This is a genomic window from Spirosoma arboris (genome assembly GCF_009754945.1).
Lineage (GTDB): Bacteria > Bacteroidota > Bacteroidia > Cytophagales > Spirosomataceae > Spirosoma > Spirosoma arboris.
The window spans coordinates 290,954-304,732 of the sequence record NZ_WPIN01000009.1; the positions used below are offsets into that span (position 1 = coordinate 290,954).

18 protein-coding genes are annotated in these 13,779 nt (G+C 47.8%); 1 reads left to right on the forward strand and 17 read right to left on the reverse strand.

What is annotated here, in order from left to right:
• Positions 1-23 precede the first annotated feature (23 nt).
• The 14 genes from GO755_RS23800 to GO755_RS23865 form a co-directional block, all read right to left on the reverse strand.
• Complete coding sequence (locus tag GO755_RS23800; RefSeq protein WP_157587798.1) at positions 24-569, reverse strand: hypothetical protein; 546 nt, start codon at positions 567-569, stop codon at positions 24-26.
• Positions 508-1,281, reverse strand: a complete 774-nt coding sequence (locus GO755_RS23805) for a leucine-rich repeat domain-containing protein (protein WP_157587799.1) — start codon at positions 1,279-1,281, stop codon at positions 508-510. The genes GO755_RS23800 and GO755_RS23805 overlap by 62 nt, the downstream gene beginning before the upstream one ends.
• A gap of 6 nt (positions 1,282-1,287) precedes the next feature.
• Positions 1,288-2,415 carry a hypothetical protein gene (locus GO755_RS23810; protein ID WP_157587800.1) on the reverse strand — a complete coding sequence of 376 codons (1,128 nt, stop codon included), beginning with the start codon at positions 2,413-2,415 and terminating at the stop codon, positions 1,288-1,290.
• Between the two features lie 9 nt (positions 2,416-2,424).
• Positions 2,425-2,571, reverse strand: coding sequence for a hypothetical protein (locus tag GO755_RS23815; protein ID WP_157587801.1), 147 nt, complete (start codon positions 2,569-2,571; stop codon positions 2,425-2,427).
• Positions 2,571-3,068 carry a YbjN domain-containing protein gene (locus GO755_RS23820; protein ID WP_157587802.1) on the reverse strand — a complete coding sequence of 166 codons (498 nt, stop codon included), beginning with the start codon at positions 3,066-3,068 and terminating at the stop codon, positions 2,571-2,573. The genes GO755_RS23815 and GO755_RS23820 overlap by 1 nt, the downstream gene beginning before the upstream one ends.
• 177 nt (positions 3,069-3,245) lie before the next feature.
• Positions 3,246-3,860: an ankyrin repeat domain-containing protein gene (locus tag GO755_RS23825; protein ID WP_157587803.1), complete on the reverse strand. Its 615-nt coding sequence runs from the start codon at positions 3,858-3,860 to the stop codon at positions 3,246-3,248.
• Positions 3,853-4,500 (reverse strand): hypothetical protein, encoded by a 648-nt coding sequence (locus tag GO755_RS23830; RefSeq protein WP_157587804.1) that lies wholly within the window; start codon positions 4,498-4,500, stop codon positions 3,853-3,855. Before GO755_RS23830 ends, GO755_RS23825 begins: the two co-directional genes overlap by 8 nt.
• A 12-nt stretch (positions 4,501-4,512) precedes the next feature.
• A complete protein-coding gene (locus GO755_RS23835) occupies positions 4,513-5,694 on the reverse strand; it encodes an outer membrane protein assembly factor BamB family protein (protein WP_157587805.1) in 1,182 nt (393 codons plus the stop codon).
• The gene (locus GO755_RS23840) at positions 5,678-5,938 is read right to left on the reverse strand and encodes a hypothetical protein (protein WP_157587806.1); all 261 of its coding nucleotides are present in this window, start codon (positions 5,936-5,938) and stop codon (positions 5,678-5,680) included. The genes GO755_RS23835 and GO755_RS23840 overlap by 17 nt, the downstream gene beginning before the upstream one ends.
• Positions 5,939-5,947: 9 nt before the next feature.
• Positions 5,948-6,211: a hypothetical protein gene (locus tag GO755_RS23845; RefSeq protein ID WP_157587807.1), complete on the reverse strand. Its 264-nt coding sequence runs from the start codon at positions 6,209-6,211 to the stop codon at positions 5,948-5,950.
• Between the two features lie 12 nt (positions 6,212-6,223).
• The gene (locus GO755_RS23850) at positions 6,224-7,771 is read right to left on the reverse strand and encodes a TPM domain-containing protein (protein WP_157587808.1); all 1,548 of its coding nucleotides are present in this window, start codon (positions 7,769-7,771) and stop codon (positions 6,224-6,226) included.
• Between the two features lie 6 nt (positions 7,772-7,777).
• Positions 7,778-8,650, reverse strand: coding sequence for a DKNYY domain-containing protein (locus GO755_RS23855; RefSeq protein WP_157587809.1), 873 nt, complete (start codon positions 8,648-8,650; stop codon positions 7,778-7,780).
• Positions 8,651-8,661: 11 nt separating this feature from the next.
• Positions 8,662-9,525 carry a hypothetical protein gene (locus GO755_RS23860; protein WP_157587810.1) on the reverse strand — a complete coding sequence of 288 codons (864 nt, stop codon included), beginning with the start codon at positions 9,523-9,525 and terminating at the stop codon, positions 8,662-8,664.
• Between the two features lie 21 nt (positions 9,526-9,546).
• Positions 9,547-9,690: a hypothetical protein gene (locus GO755_RS23865; protein WP_157587811.1), complete on the reverse strand. Its 144-nt coding sequence runs from the start codon at positions 9,688-9,690 to the stop codon at positions 9,547-9,549.
• 248 nt (positions 9,691-9,938) lie between these two features.
• Here GO755_RS23865 and treZ point away from each other — a divergent pair, with 248 nt between their 5' ends.
• Positions 9,939-11,831 carry a malto-oligosyltrehalose trehalohydrolase gene (gene treZ / locus GO755_RS23870; protein WP_157587812.1) on the forward strand — a complete coding sequence of 631 codons (1,893 nt, stop codon included), beginning with the start codon at positions 9,939-9,941 and terminating at the stop codon, positions 11,829-11,831.
• An 11-nt stretch (positions 11,832-11,842) separates the two neighbouring features.
• Here treZ and GO755_RS23875 read toward each other — a convergent pair whose 3' ends face one another.
• From GO755_RS23875 to GO755_RS23885, 3 genes are all read right to left on the reverse strand, one after another.
• Positions 11,843-12,046: a hypothetical protein gene (locus GO755_RS23875; protein ID WP_157587813.1), complete on the reverse strand. Its 204-nt coding sequence runs from the start codon at positions 12,044-12,046 to the stop codon at positions 11,843-11,845.
• Between the two features lie 16 nt (positions 12,047-12,062).
• Positions 12,063-12,785 (reverse strand): siderophore-interacting protein, encoded by a 723-nt coding sequence (locus GO755_RS23880; protein ID WP_157587814.1) that lies wholly within the window; start codon positions 12,783-12,785, stop codon positions 12,063-12,065.
• A gap of 62 nt (positions 12,786-12,847) precedes the next feature.
• The gene (locus GO755_RS23885; protein ID WP_157587815.1) at positions 12,848-13,735 is read right to left on the reverse strand and encodes a helix-turn-helix domain-containing protein; all 888 of its coding nucleotides are present in this window, start codon (positions 13,733-13,735) and stop codon (positions 12,848-12,850) included.
• Positions 13,736-13,779: the final 44 nt, after the last annotated feature.

Sequence of the window (13,779 nt, forward strand, 5' to 3'; positions counted from 1 at the left end):
AATCTTCTGGATTTGCTTATTAATCAACTTATTCGGCATGCTTTCAGCCTATTCACAAACTCATTCATTTGCCGTTCGGTGAAGCCATTTTCTGTGTTGCTCAGGTCGTATACCTGTTGCTGATTGCGTAATAGGTATACTTTCCACGCTAGCCCATTTCCCCGCACGCCAAATGACGTATCTGTTTTTAAGTTCAGTTGGTCGAACGGAATTGTGAGCGTGTTCTCGTCTTTTGTTAAGGTCATGTACGTAATCACGATCGCTCGCTTCCCATAATCGAGGGTAAGCGAGCGGGTGAAAGGCGTTCGAGTAAGTCCATACAGGAACAACAAACCTAATCCAGAACAAAGAAGGAGTGACAACCGGGCGTCAATCAACGGCGGGTTGCGCCATTGACCCGCCAGGTGAATCACCAGAACAAAAGCCAGCAGGATGCCGGCCGTTTTGCCATAGATGAGCCGGGAAAAAGCAGGTTCGGCTGTGAGCGTGAACAAGTCAGGCTGGTTCTTAGGGAATTGAATTCCCTCTAAAATCGGTACTGACAATATCTCTGAATTGATTGAGTCCATCGGTTGATTTTAGTCGGTTGTTCATTGCAAACAACCATTGAACGTTGGGGCAACCCCGTAATGTTTTTAAATCTGTAATCTGATTGTCAGATACATCCAGTCGGCCTAGCTTAGTCGATTGCAAGTCGCTCATGTCAGATAAGCCACAGTTTCTTAGGTACAGATCGCCCAATTGGGGTAGTTGCGAAAAGGGTGCCAGGTTCCGAATTGGATGGTTCGACAGGTTGAGGGCGGTAACATGCCCTTTCTGCACGCAAATTTGAAAACTGTTGGTCGGGTTGGTGGATTTCGCAGCCTCACCTACATGCCAGTGTTCGGTAAAAACAGCATTCTGCAAGCCTAATCCTGCATCATGGGTGATTTGTGCAACAATGGCTTTTTCGGTAGGGTCAAGTGTCGCGAAGTCGTAATCATACTGTCCCGGCGAGGCTTTGCCATGTCCCATTTCCATGATGAAAACCGTGGCATAAATCCCAAGTCCGAGCAAACAAAACCCCATTGATGTAAGGGCTATGAGTTTGTGATCGCTGAACCCTTTGAAAGCCCACCAGGTTGCCAGCAGGTACAACAGGAAGCACCCGAAAAAGATAGGTATGCTCAGCCAATCGGGTATTTTTTTTAGGAACGAGTTCGGATCGGTTAGCCCGACGGTAAAGGAATAGCCTAAATAAAATGTAAGTGCGAGCGAGAGTACTAAACTGCGAGTGGCCATAACTGCTTATAAATGAAACCAGTACAATGTATCCTTTTTTAGTATGAAAGCTGAACCGTTAGCCGATTGCAGGTAAAAATCGTTGGAGAGCTTAAGCGGCAAAAGCCACTTGAAGCGAGCTGTTTCATTACTCAGTTTCAGCTCATAATAAAAGAGATAATCCTCGGCTACGGCACCTGACAGAAGGCTGGAGCGCTTGGTTACGATTTTCTCGGTTGTTCGCAGTGCGCTTGTTTTGTCGCTAACCGACTGACCTTCCGCAAAGTTGAAGCGGGCGTTTGTTCGGTTGAGGGTGACTTTGGTATTTACGTCATTTTGTAGAAACCGAACCTCCGTTTTTTGTGCCAGCCCCTTCGTTAGGGTGAACGCGGCTGTGCTACCGTCCTGAAATTTGGTGAACAGGTATTCTGCGTGTCCACCAGGACTTCGGTACCCGAAAAATAATTTTCCTGACCGGATACGCTCCTGAGCATACTCCTCATAATAATGCTCGTGCCGGTCTGATTCGAACTGAGTCTGTTGCTCACGGGCTGCCCGGATGGCCTCCCTGTATTTATCGGCATTGGCTTTGTTTCCTTCCAGTACGGCAAACGTTACAGAATCAGTTTTCTGAATACCGTATCGTTCGCCGATTTCCTTCTGCTTCTGATGAAACCACGCCTGACTCTCGTTGGCTACCTTCGCCCGGTCTTTGGCTTGTTGCGCATCTGGATAATTGCCGGCCCAATAGGTATGCACTTCATCAATGACTTTAAACTGTTGTAGGTCAATGATGTAAAAGACATTCGCGAACTGCCACAATAACGAACCCGGTTGAAGCAAGGCTAGCTCCGTTTGCTGAATACTCATTTCTCCCAGCGGAAGCTGGCGCAATTGGTGCCCCAGTTGATCGTATTCGACAAGGGTATGTGTGGCAAATACCCCGGTCGAAGCCGTCAGGACAATGGCATAGATCTTTGTTTTATCGGCTGAGAAAATAAAGCTATGAACCGTTGTGTTTGGGATCGAATCAATTCGAATTCGGGCATTGTCGATATGCGGGAGAAGGGGCATATCGGGATGCGTATCGTCTCGGGTCAGACAACCCGACAAAAACGAGAGCAGACTTATCAGCAAAAGCGTAACCGGTTTCATTGTTGGAGCTTACGGACGACCGTTGCCTGAGAAATAAAGCCATGCGCCATACGCGGCCATAAGCGCGGCCAACCACCAGCCAATAGTGAAAATTGCTACCAGGATTCGGTAAATAGTGAGCAGCAATTTCATGGCCGTCCGCAGTTTGTCGATCATTAGTTCGACCAGTTGGGGAACTGCGCTTTGAGTTGATCGTCCAATTCGTCGGCCCAAAGTTCCAGGTCGCGGATGCAGGTTGTCAATTCCTGATAGTCCATACCCCGAATGTCGCGCTCGTAGGTAGCGTACACCATTTGTGTGTTGGGAGCAATGCACAACTTTACGCCCAATCGAAGGTCATTGAGTTCGAGCAGGTGACGGTAGAAACCTAGCAGATTATTGGCTGGAACCTCAAGCAGGGGCGAGAAAATGCGCAGGTAATCACGGCGGGTTCCACTCTCAAAATTGATAGTCTGAATGTATACCTCAATCGTAGCTGAGCCATTCTTCCAAAGCCAGTTATTGTTTTTAGCGCCGTAAGTCTGGTCTTTGGTCAAGCCGATTGATTCAACGTAGCATTGAATCATCGTTTGAACGCGATTGTATTGCTCATTGGCAAGAGCAGCTTTTGCGTCTTCTGGTCGGGCTGGGGTAGGATTTTTAATTGGTTCCATTGACTTTAGTAGTTTAAGAGTGATTCGTTTGATAGATCAAAATTAATCCGGCTATCAAGTCAATGGGCGGCAACTCTATGCGGGGTGGATTTGGCTTTATAGGTGGTGGAAACGGACCTAAAAGTGGTTGTACCCACAGGCTTTGCCTGTGGGTACAACCACTTTTAGGTTCTCTATCTATGAGATACTTCGCAGAAAGTAAGCAATTGATATGGCTTCACTGGCTTCTCCATTCCCCGCTACACCCTCCCAGCCTACCTTAATCAGAAAGTCGACATTATTTACGGGCATGCTTAAGTCAGCTCCCGATTCTACTAATAATCTAACTGCCTCGATACTGCCGCCATAGGGCGTTACTGCGTGATATAAAGCGGTATAGCCATCTTCATCAACTACGTTGACGTCGAAACCTTGCTCAATGATAAACTTCATTGTAGGTATATCCAGCCTCTTCGCAGCGGTAAGCCAGGCTTTTTTCCAGTTATCCTTCGGGTCCAGTAGTTCTGGTGACAAGAGCTCCCAAAGGCGTTTGTTCAGCTTGGTCACCCATTCTGCCTGAGGCTCTACCGAGGGCGTCACCTGTGCCTGATTGATACTCAGGTCATATAAATAAGTTACCCCGTTAAATTTGTCCACCCACGAAAAAACAGGATTCTGGTTAGGAACTTCGTAGTAGGCCTGGAAAGCTTCTTCCGATGGTGCATCCGGGTTGTTCATGAATAACCCGTACCACTCTAAATTCCGCCAGATTGATTTTCGTATTCGGGGTGAGAAAACGATAGGCTTATCCACCGTAATGCCGCTCAACGTTCGTAGATCCAGCAGACTCGTCTTTTACCGACAGGTTATATAGCTTCTTGAATCGGCCGCGGGCAGCTAATACTTCTGGCCGGATCGTATCAAGGGCTTTCTTCATAGCAAATTTCCCGTTCGTATTGTCGGCATAAAAACCATCGCCAAGACCCAGGCTGTTGTTGACAATCAGTGTCAGTAGCGCATTGTCGCCCGTTGCTCTGTCCGATAAATCGGCGATTTCCCAGGCAATAGACAGGTATTTCAACGACTTCGTGCGATCCTGTTTGATGTTGAACGAAGGATTATCCTGCGCGTAAACAATCGCTAATTTCACATACGCAATCGGGTCCATGTAGGTATTAGCTGAGGCTTCGAGTGCATCGACGGCTGCTTTTCCGGCTGCCGGATTGTTCTCTGGCAAAGGCGCTTTGATGAAGGTATAGTAGGTGGCGAGTCCTTTTTTTACGTTTTTCTCGTCGGGGCTGGTTGCTATTTTCTTCAGTGCTGTTATGTCCATCGCTTTTACCTGCTCGCGGATGGTCAGGTAGTTTTTGAGGTCCTGCGCTGAATTGGGCGCTGCTGCTGGTGTTGTAAATAGGCCGAGAACGCTGCTCAGGCCAAATAGAATGGTTTTCATGGATTGACTTGTTTAAAGAGTGATAAAGGGAAGTAAACTGCTAACTGATTCACTGTGAAAATCGGTGCGCCAGAGGGCTTTCTGAGTTTGCGGATCATACCGAACCCAGTAGTCGTACAGAAGCGTGCCGGGGTCGCTGAAATTTGTTTGCTCGAAATGAAGAAAAACCTGATTCTCATGGGTTAGGTAAGCGCCTTTGATGTCTGTATTCTCAAAAAAAGGTAAGTCGAATTGATTGAGTAATTGACCGCTAACGTCATTGACTATACGCAACGTATTGCGCTTGCCGTCGAGATGGCGGGAGAGTATGGTAAGCTGCTCACCGACTTGCCAAAGCTGGCCAAAGGAGAAGCTTCCGTTCAGGCGCCAGATTTCCCGTTGGGTGAATGGATCGAGTCGCCGGACAAAGGCGTTGGTTCGCTCAACGAATAGATTTTTGCCGAGTGGATAATATGTGCCTTCTGTAACGCTCCGATGCAGTTCTTCACCCGTTTTTAGCGAGACAATCTGGTACGAATGACCTTCGCCAATTTTCTGTTCCGTATTAACGATCAGTACGTTATCGCCTACTATAACGGGTTGATAATCAATGATCACGATTTGCTTAACGGGCGGCAGAAACCAGGTTGTCTCGTTGTTCTCCCAGGTTTTAGCGGTAATGCCGATTTTCCAGGAGGTGTCTGCCTTGCCATTTACGATGACATCCTGATAAAGCGGCTTTGTGGTTACGTATAAATCATCGGTGAACGCCATGCCAAGGTATAGGCTCGACGGGCTCGTCAACGGGGCTGGTTCGGGCGACACCTTGCGGGTGATTTCCCCGGTTCGCGGATTCACGAAATGCACTGTCGAAGCTTTCGCTTCGTACACCAACACCTGCCGACTGGTTTGGCCAACGACGTTCCCTGCGAATGGCAACTGCCACAGTTTTTTCGCCGTTGCCCAATCAAACGCACTAATGTCAAACAGGCCGGGTTCGTGTTTAAAGGTGCCGATCAAAACGGTCGAATCCGGCGAAGCCTGGTAGATTAGATCAGCTGGAAAAGGAAGTGCTAGGGTAAGCGCTTTGATGGGCGCATCGGCAGCAAAATAGGTAGCCTTTTCGGAGTTACGTTCCCAGAAAAAGCTCATTATACCGCCGAGTACGGCCCAGAACGCTATAAATCCTATAAACACCTTAATTGTGGTTTTCATCGTTAGCCAGCAAGTATTGTCTGATAATCCAGTCTTCGGCAACTCGGCCATCCATCTCGTCTATCCCATGCACGTAGGATTTAGCTGAGTCGGGTTCATCTTTTTTGAGAATCGCAAACCCCGTTCCCTGCGCCCAGAACACCTCTAGAGGTGATGCTTCCAAAATGGTTTGTCGTTCAGTCTCCGTCAGTCGTTTCAACTGTTTTTCCACCCGACGTTTTTGGAGGTACTTCCTGAACCACATTGTGTTAGTTTAAAGATTCTTCATTTTATCCTCTGCCAACAAGTATTGCCGAATAATCCAGTCTTCGGCGGCTTGGGCCGAAATCTCCCCTAAACTATCCACATGCGCTTTTCCAAAATCGGGCTCACTTTTCAGAAAAACGTGAAACCCTTCGCCCTGAAAAAGGCCCGCTTCTAACGGCGACGCCTTTAAAATTGCCTGTCGTTCTGCTTCAGTTAATCGCCGGATTCGTTTCTCCATCTGGCGATTTTCGAGGTATTTTTTGATGCACATGAGAAAGAAGGATCACCAACTACTACCGGCACCACCGCCCCCCGAACTACCACCACCCCAGCTACTGCTACTACTCGAGGAACTGCCCGATGAGCTGCCCCATGAACTACTGCTACTACTGCCCGACGAGGAATAAGTAGTAGATGACGAGTTAGACGTCGATGATGGCGAACTCCGTTGGATTGCCGAAATCTTGTAATACGTTTCGTAGTGATGGCCACAGGCTTTGCACTCATACTCATGGGCACCCCGACCTTCACGCTCGCTGGTGGCTTCTTTTACGACTCGATCCCGGACTTTATACACCGCCTTTGATTCGCATTTGCTACAGCGATGGTACACGATATTGTTTAAGTTTTCGTAGCCAATAGTCTGCGTACTATCGTGAGCTTCGTTGCGCCAGACATCATAGTCTACACTGCAAATGCTTTGCTCTGTTCGTTGATAGTCAGTAATATAGGCGTCTCTATGAGTTACGGGTACTTTCGTTAATGGGTAGCCTTCTGGCGATGTCCGGCTTGCATTCCGAATGGCGTAGAGGGCTTTTTCATCTTCCCGTTTCAACCACCAGAAGGGAATGGGATACAGCAGGATATTGCCAAAACCATTGAGATGGGCAGCCCGATAGCGCACGTAGCGATCTGCCTCGGTCATAGTGCCGAAAAGTTGATAAAATGTCTTGATTCGGCGTCGGCGGGCATCCCATAGAACCAGACCTGGAACGGCATAAAAAACGAGAAGAATTTGCCAGCTATGGAGCCAGTGATCCTGCCGAAGCTGGACAACCAGTAATCCTACGGCTGCGGGCATGATAACGTACATCAGAATTGCCCAGAGTACTCGCCGTTTCGACTGTGTAATTGTGAGTTCGATTTTATCGGCAATGGAATTCTGTTTTCTGAGGAAGAATATAATCAGCCTGAGTACCAGCATAGCTGGGGTTAAGAGAACGAAGAACAACCAGAGCGCGCCATCTTCGAGGGGTTTGTCTTTTTGGTCTGCCTTTGCTTTCGAGTCGTCATAAACCTCTTTGGCGGCTTCTGGTGTACTAATTCGATTGGTAATCTCCTGAACACCAGCGATCATCGCGCCGTCGAAATCGCCGGTTTTGGCCAGTGGGATCATATTCTCTGTCTGAATCCGTTTGCAGATGGCATCAGGCAGAATACCTTCCAATCCGTAGCCGGTTTCCATTTCGATCCGATGCTGATCTTTTACCAACAGAACCAGAAAGCCGTTATTTTTCTTCTGATACCCCAATCCCCATTTTCGAAACAGTGCCGTCGCAAAGTCTTTAGGTACACTCTCACCAATGGAGTTGACGCAGACGACCGCTACCTGCGCCGTTGTCGAATCTTCCAGTTTTCCCAACATCGCGTCAATTTGGCCCACGGCTGCATTCGACAGAATATGATCTGGATTGCTGACATAGTGTGGGCTTCGACTTTGTTTCGGATTAGGGATGGTTTCGAGCGTGTAAGTCTGTGCAATAGCCGACGACATTCCCCCGCAAATGAGCAGGAAGAACAGAATAGTTCGGTGGGTAATTGTCTGTTTCATAGGAGATTAATTCTGGCTGGTGGCGTTTGATTGGTCTTTGCCGTAGCCTGAAGAATAGGTTCTGTATTTATCTTTGGCCTGAAGGTAAGTTGTTTCCTTAAACGTGGCCGGATCAGCTCCTTTAACGGTGTGGTCGCTGAAATAGACCCGCTGTTTGTCTTTGGAATAGTATTGTCCAGCACCAGAAAAAGTGGCGACGTCGACCTTCTCGACCGGAGCCCAGTGCGTATACTGACCTAGTACCAATCCCCACGCACTGTGTTTATCGCAGAAATTGAAGTCCGATACTTTTCGGAAAGTGCCTCCATCGGCACCTTCTATCGGTTTATCCTGAAAATAGACCCGTCGGTTATCGTGCGTCAGGTAATTTCCGTTGAACATCGGTACAAAGACAAACGAAGCTGGGTCAGCTCCCTCAATAATGAACGTGTCTTTATAAACCTTATACCGATCGCGGACATAAGGGGCACCTTCGGCCGTTACATTCGTCGGCGTATCATTCACGTTAGGAATTACCTTGAAATGAGGCCCATCGGTGCTGATTAGTACATTTCGGGAATAGCCGTTGTTTTTGTCTCTGGAATAAGCACCCGACAGGTATTCGAACGTAGCAGGGTCGGCGTTTGGGATAATTTGCCCTATATAAAACACATGGTTTTTGTCTTTGCCATAGTCGTCGTTGATGATGGTAAACGAATCCGTATCAGCTTCCCCGATGATGGAACGAGTAGCGGGCCAGCCTCTATACATAGCCACCTCGCCGTTTTCAATACGATAACCCCTGCGTGAACCAGGTCCACAACCGATTAGCAACAGGCCAATAAGCGTCAAAATGACTGAAGCAAAAGGGCCGAATACTTTTTTTAGTAGAAACATCATGGTTTTAAGAATTATCGATGGCTATGTGTGGATACTTTTGGCGCTTGTCCTACGGCCTGTTCGTGCTGATGACGGCTGGACGGGATAACCGAAGTGATAACGGTTTCAGTTTTTTGGGTAAGCCTATTTTCCTGATCTATAGGCTTCTCGCTAATTTTTTCGACGGTTTCAATCGTCTTCGTGTCGAACAGATTTGCCTTCAGCCAATCAATGTAGTGGCTAAAGCGTTCGACGTCGTGATACGTTTGCCAGATAATTACGAAGCTGCCATCTTCGACTTCCGCAAGCCGAATAGGCGTTGTGGTATCCAGCACAAACCAGTGCTTAAATCGCTGCCGAAAGGTAAATCCTGACGTATCCATTTTGGCACGAGCTGCCTGTCTGAACGTCTCCGTAATCGTGTTGGGTGCGAACGAAATGGCCAGGTAGTAGGTGTACGAATTGACATACGCATTCCCGGATTTGATCATAGACGATGTCATGCCCTGCCACCAGTTAAACTTAATAGTCTCGCCCGATGGGTTGGTCAACGTTCCCTCGGCGCAGGAATAATACTGACTACCTAATAGTTTGGAAACCGGCTCTGGAATAGTGGTTGCCTTGTAGATGTTGTTGTCCGTAAAAAAAGCCTGTAGGTTATTGGGGACTGTTTTACGAAAGATTAAAAAAGATGAAAAAAAGAGAACCACAAAGAACACACAGGAAGCAGGAGCTGAGCCCATCAGTACGAAAGCCATCAAGCCAATCCAGCTGCCCACAGTGAATTGCCAGGCCGATGTAGGTGATGTCTTCCGGGCGAATAGGTACACGATGAAGAAACTAACGCCGTAGATTCCACCGAAAACAATGGCCTGAAAAAATGTGTCCTGATCCATACTATAAGGTTATAACAAACACTAAAAAACGACCAGAATAAACAGAATTAGTAACGTGATCGTCAGTAAGGCAATCCAATCAAAACGTTGTTCTACAAATCGTCTTAATCCTGCTTTGGCGGGCTTCCATAAGCCCAGTTTGGTGAAATTCTCGCCCCTCTCCATTCTCGTATTTTGTTGCAGTGATATTTAATACAGTATAAAATTAATACGAGTATCGGCGCTGATTTGATTGGGTTGATAAGTGGAGCAAACCCATCAGAAATCGGTAGAAGTAGGTTGATATGTGGCTACAACCGACCGGCCCATCGGGGTCATACAATTCTATTAATGCATTAAAATCAGTTTTGGCAACACATCCGGTTAGTCACTAGTTGTCTTATAACTACTTACTCAACTACTACTCTCAACGTATGAATCAGGCACTCATCAACCGCCGGTCATTGGGCGTTACCTTTAACTCCGATAGCACATGCGTGCGGGTCTGGGCACCTCAGGCGCAATCGGTTGACCTTCGTTTGTATAACCAGGATGTAACAGTACCACTTCAAAATGATGGCAATTATTGGCAGACAACGGTCAATCAGATGCAACCCGGCGACACCTATAAATTTGTCCTGAACGGTACCATCGAACGACCCGATCCGGCATCAGTGGCACAGCCCGAGGGCGTACATGGTCCGTCTCAGGCTGTTGATATAACGAAGTTTAGCTGGACAGATACCGACTGGCACAATCTACCCCTGGAAGATTACCTGATCTACGAGCTTCATACAGGCACATTCACCCCCGAAGGTACTTTTGCTGGGATAGAAAGTCGACTGGATTATTTGCTGGAATTGGGCGTTAATGCGATTGAAATCATGCCGGTGGCTCAGTTTCCGGGTACGCGTAACTGGGGGTATGATGGTGTTTGCCCCTTTGCCGTGCAATACTCATACGGGGGCGCTGCGGGGCTTCAGCGATTAGTCGATACCTGCCATCGGAAAGGGCTGGCGGTTGTGCTCGACGTGGTGTATAACCACATGGGTCCCGAAGGAAATTACTTTGGCGATTATGGCCCGTACTTCACCACGCGGTACCAGACACCCTGGGGTAACGCGCTCAACTTCGATGGCGACTACAGCGACAGTGTGCGCCGATATTTTGTTGAAAATGTCCTGATGTGGTTCCGGGATTTTCACATTGATGCCTTGCGGATCGACGCGGCCCATGCGATTCACGACGCTCGGGAAACCCACTTGCTGCGAGAGATCAAGCAGTATGTAGATGCATTAATGAGCCAGACCGGGCGGCAACACTATTTGATTGTGGAGTCGGACCAGAACGAAACCCGCTTTATTCAGTCACTGTCCGATCAGGGCTACGGGATGGATGCCCAGTGGAACGATGAGTTCCATCATGCATTACGAGTGGCGGCTGGTGGCGAGCGAAAGGGCTATTATGCTGATTATAACGGCATCCAGCATCTGGCCAAATCGTACAAAGATGCTTATGTCTACGATGGTACCTATATGCCGCGTCGCGCCCGAATTGTTGGAAAATCGACGGCTGGTCATGCCGGACGCCAATTCGTGGTTTTCTCGCAGAACCATGATCACATCGGTAATCGAATGTTGGGCGAGCGACCGAGTCAGTTGGTGAGTTTTGCCATGCAGAAACTAATGGCCGGGGCCGTCATCAGCAGCCCTTATTTACCGATGTTATTCATGGGTGAAGAATGGGGCGAATCAAATCCGTTTTTATACTTCGTAAGTCATTCCAACCCAGCCCTTATTGAGGCTGTTCGGCAGGGCCGCAAAAAGGAATTTGCCGCTTTTCAGGGTTCTAGCACACCCGTGCCAAATGAGGGAGCACCTAATGTAGACTTACTGGATGCGCAGGACGAACGAACATTCGAGCGGTCGAAGTTGCAATGGTCATGCCTGGCTAAGGAGCCGCATCAGACCCTCTTTCGCTATTACCAAGCACTACTTGCCTTACGAAAACAGTCATCATTACGTCACCCAGACCGCGAATCGGTGGCTGTCGTGGCCGATGAAATTCAACAAACGATTACGTTGTTTCGTCAGCGTAAGCAGCCTCAAAATGGCACGTCGGCAGAGTCGGAGACGGTTGTTTGTTTAATGAACTTCTCGAAGGAGCCCCGTTCGCTTATATTGGCTGTTAGTGCTAAACCCTGGCAAAAACTCTTGGATTCGGCTGATCCACAGTGGCGTGGTCTTGTAGCGGCCCCAATGACGCTAACTGGAAACGAAGCCGTTGTTGTTCAGCCCGAATCCATTCTGATTTATACAAACAAGTAATGTGGTGTCGGTTATACGTAACCGACACCACTAACTGCATTCGCTTCATCAGAGAATCCCAACTCGTCCAGACAAAGGAGTAATTCAGTTACTTTTCCAGGCGTCAGATTATCGGCGGTTAGCTCCCATCGAGCGCGATTGTCGGTCTGGATAATAGGTTGCCTGTCAGAAATTACTCCATTTTCCTGCTGGTAAATAATAAGTTTAGCGTACATAATTGAATTGTTTTGGTTATTCAAGCCCCGTTTTGTTGGGTAGCCAGAATGGTTTGGTTTTAATCTGTCGACTCTCCCAATGAAGGGCATTTCGGAAATGCTTATTTAGCGTCACACATAGCCGTCCGTCGCCACCTACATAGACAATGCCTTTGCCTGTCCTGTTTTTTATCAGCGAGTCAAGCTTCTCAATGACAGCCGAATCGGGGTTTTGTGACAATTGGTAAAAATTAAACGGTTTTTCGCCCGTCAGGTCGGGGAAGAAATCGGCTTCGGTATCGCCATAAATAAGACTGATAACAGGCTTTGGCTGAGTCAAATGGCGATTGATTTCATACAAATGGGCCAACGCCGAAATATCGCCGACGAACACATAATAATCGCCCGACTGATCGACCGTAAATTTGCCTTTCGGGCCACCGAAATAAACCGTGTCGCCCAGCGCAATTTCGCGAACCCACCGTGCACCAACACCTGTCGAATGTGTACAAACGGCGATGTCGATGGTAGCGTTAGTCCGATCATATTGCCAGACAGAATAAGTTCTGACTTTATCCTGCATAGCCGTATTCTTATCGATCCCGACCAGCACGCGCAGGTGTTCGCCCGGCGTATAGGCTAGATCCGTTAGGTCATCGCCCTGAATTTTCAGGTGAACTGTATGTTCTGTAAGTTGCTGCTTGTCGATCAGAACGGCCTTTCGCGAAAACCGTTTGACAATAGTATCCACTAAACCCATTGTATGCCGCAGAAAATGATTCGGCTACAAAGAAATGGGGTGGATTGCCCGAAAAGAATGGCTCAAAGAGGGCTTCTGGTGGACAAATCCCGGAATGATTGTCGAAAGGAGAGCGGTGTTTGACCCGTAACTTTGCGGAAAAGGCGTGAAAAATAATGCTGGTCTTCGAAACCGAGTTCATAAGCAACTTCTTTCACCGTTTGCTGCGTATGGTATAATAATCGCCTGGCTTCCAGCATGGTTTGGTGTTGAATCCAGTAGGAGACAGAGAAGCCCGTTTTTTGCCTGACGGTATCGTTCAGGTGATTGACCGATAAGTGAAGTGCCGCAGCATAATGTGCCGGACGTTTCCAGTGAATGAAATTCTGTTTTACCAATTGCCGGAAAGCGCCAGTAATCTCGTCCGGCCGATTTTCTATGGATTCAGGCAGGGTTTTCCCTGATTGACTCAGACTGACAATGGCTGTAATCAGCGCGTTTAGCAGATAGCGTAATGTGAGGGATTGGTGCGTTGTGTTTTCGTTGGAATGAAACTGTCGCCAAAGCAAATCCGTCAGCTCATAAATCATGCTCAGTGAGCCTGCTTCCTGTTCGGGGATAGGCGAAAAGTTAATTAGTCTTGTTAGCTGGGTTGTTTCCTGCGCTAACAAGCCTGGATCAAAGGAAATCATCCAGCCATCTAGGTCACGATGCTCCAGGAGGCCATGCACCTGCTCAGGATGAATCATGCAAAACGATGGCCCACTAAAGGTATATTCTTCAAAATCGATCAACTCCCGACAGAAGCCTGTTTTGAGTATAAAAAGAAGGTATGCGTCATCGCGGTGAGCGTTGACCACGTCGTGTTCAACATCATGCAGAGACTCACTTAAGGATTTAATAAAAAAGCCAGCTTTTGCCGCCTTATGCTGATCGAAAACGGGTATATTTTTCCTCTTGCCCTTGACCAAAATTTGAGCTTTATTTTGGTTTTACATTCATTTGTTACTGACAA

Coding starts and splice junctions, on each gene's coding strand:
- GO755_RS23800 (WP_157587798.1), bottom strand. CDS start 569: ATGGACTCAATCAATTCAGAGATATTGTCAGTACCGATTTTAGAGGGA.
- GO755_RS23805 (WP_157587799.1), bottom strand. CDS start 1,281: ATGGCCACTCGCAGTTTAGTACTCTCGCTCGCACTTACATTTTATTTA.
- GO755_RS23810 (WP_157587800.1), bottom strand. CDS start 2,415: ATGAAACCGGTTACGCTTTTGCTGATAAGTCTGCTCTCGTTTTTGTCG.
- GO755_RS23815 (WP_157587801.1), bottom strand. CDS start 2,571: ATGATCGACAAACTGCGGACGGCCATGAAATTGCTGCTCACTATTTAC.
- GO755_RS23820 (WP_157587802.1), bottom strand. CDS start 3,068: ATGGAACCAATTAAAAATCCTACCCCAGCCCGACCAGAAGACGCAAAA.
- GO755_RS23830 (WP_157587804.1), bottom strand. CDS start 4,500: ATGAAAACCATTCTATTTGGCCTGAGCAGCGTTCTCGGCCTATTTACA.
- GO755_RS23835 (WP_157587805.1), bottom strand. CDS start 5,694: ATGAAAACCACAATTAAGGTGTTTATAGGATTTATAGCGTTCTGGGCC.
- GO755_RS23840 (WP_157587806.1), bottom strand. CDS start 5,938: ATGTGGTTCAGGAAGTACCTCCAAAAACGTCGGGTGGAAAAACAGTTG.
- GO755_RS23845 (WP_157587807.1), bottom strand. CDS start 6,211: ATGTGCATCAAAAAATACCTCGAAAATCGCCAGATGGAGAAACGAATC.
- GO755_RS23850 (WP_157587808.1), bottom strand. CDS start 7,771: ATGAAACAGACAATTACCCACCGAACTATTCTGTTCTTCCTGCTCATT.
- GO755_RS23855 (WP_157587809.1), bottom strand. CDS start 8,650: ATGATGTTTCTACTAAAAAAAGTATTCGGCCCTTTTGCTTCAGTCATT.
- GO755_RS23860 (WP_157587810.1), bottom strand. CDS start 9,525: ATGGATCAGGACACATTTTTTCAGGCCATTGTTTTCGGTGGAATCTAC.
- GO755_RS23865 (WP_157587811.1), bottom strand. CDS start 9,690: ATGGAGAGGGGCGAGAATTTCACCAAACTGGGCTTATGGAAGCCCGCC.
- treZ (WP_157587812.1), top strand. CDS start 9,939: ATGAATCAGGCACTCATCAACCGCCGGTCATTGGGCGTTACCTTTAAC.
- GO755_RS23875 (WP_157587813.1), bottom strand. CDS start 12,046: ATGTACGCTAAACTTATTATTTACCAGCAGGAAAATGGAGTAATTTCT.
- GO755_RS23880 (WP_157587814.1), bottom strand. CDS start 12,785: ATGGGTTTAGTGGATACTATTGTCAAACGGTTTTCGCGAAAGGCCGTT.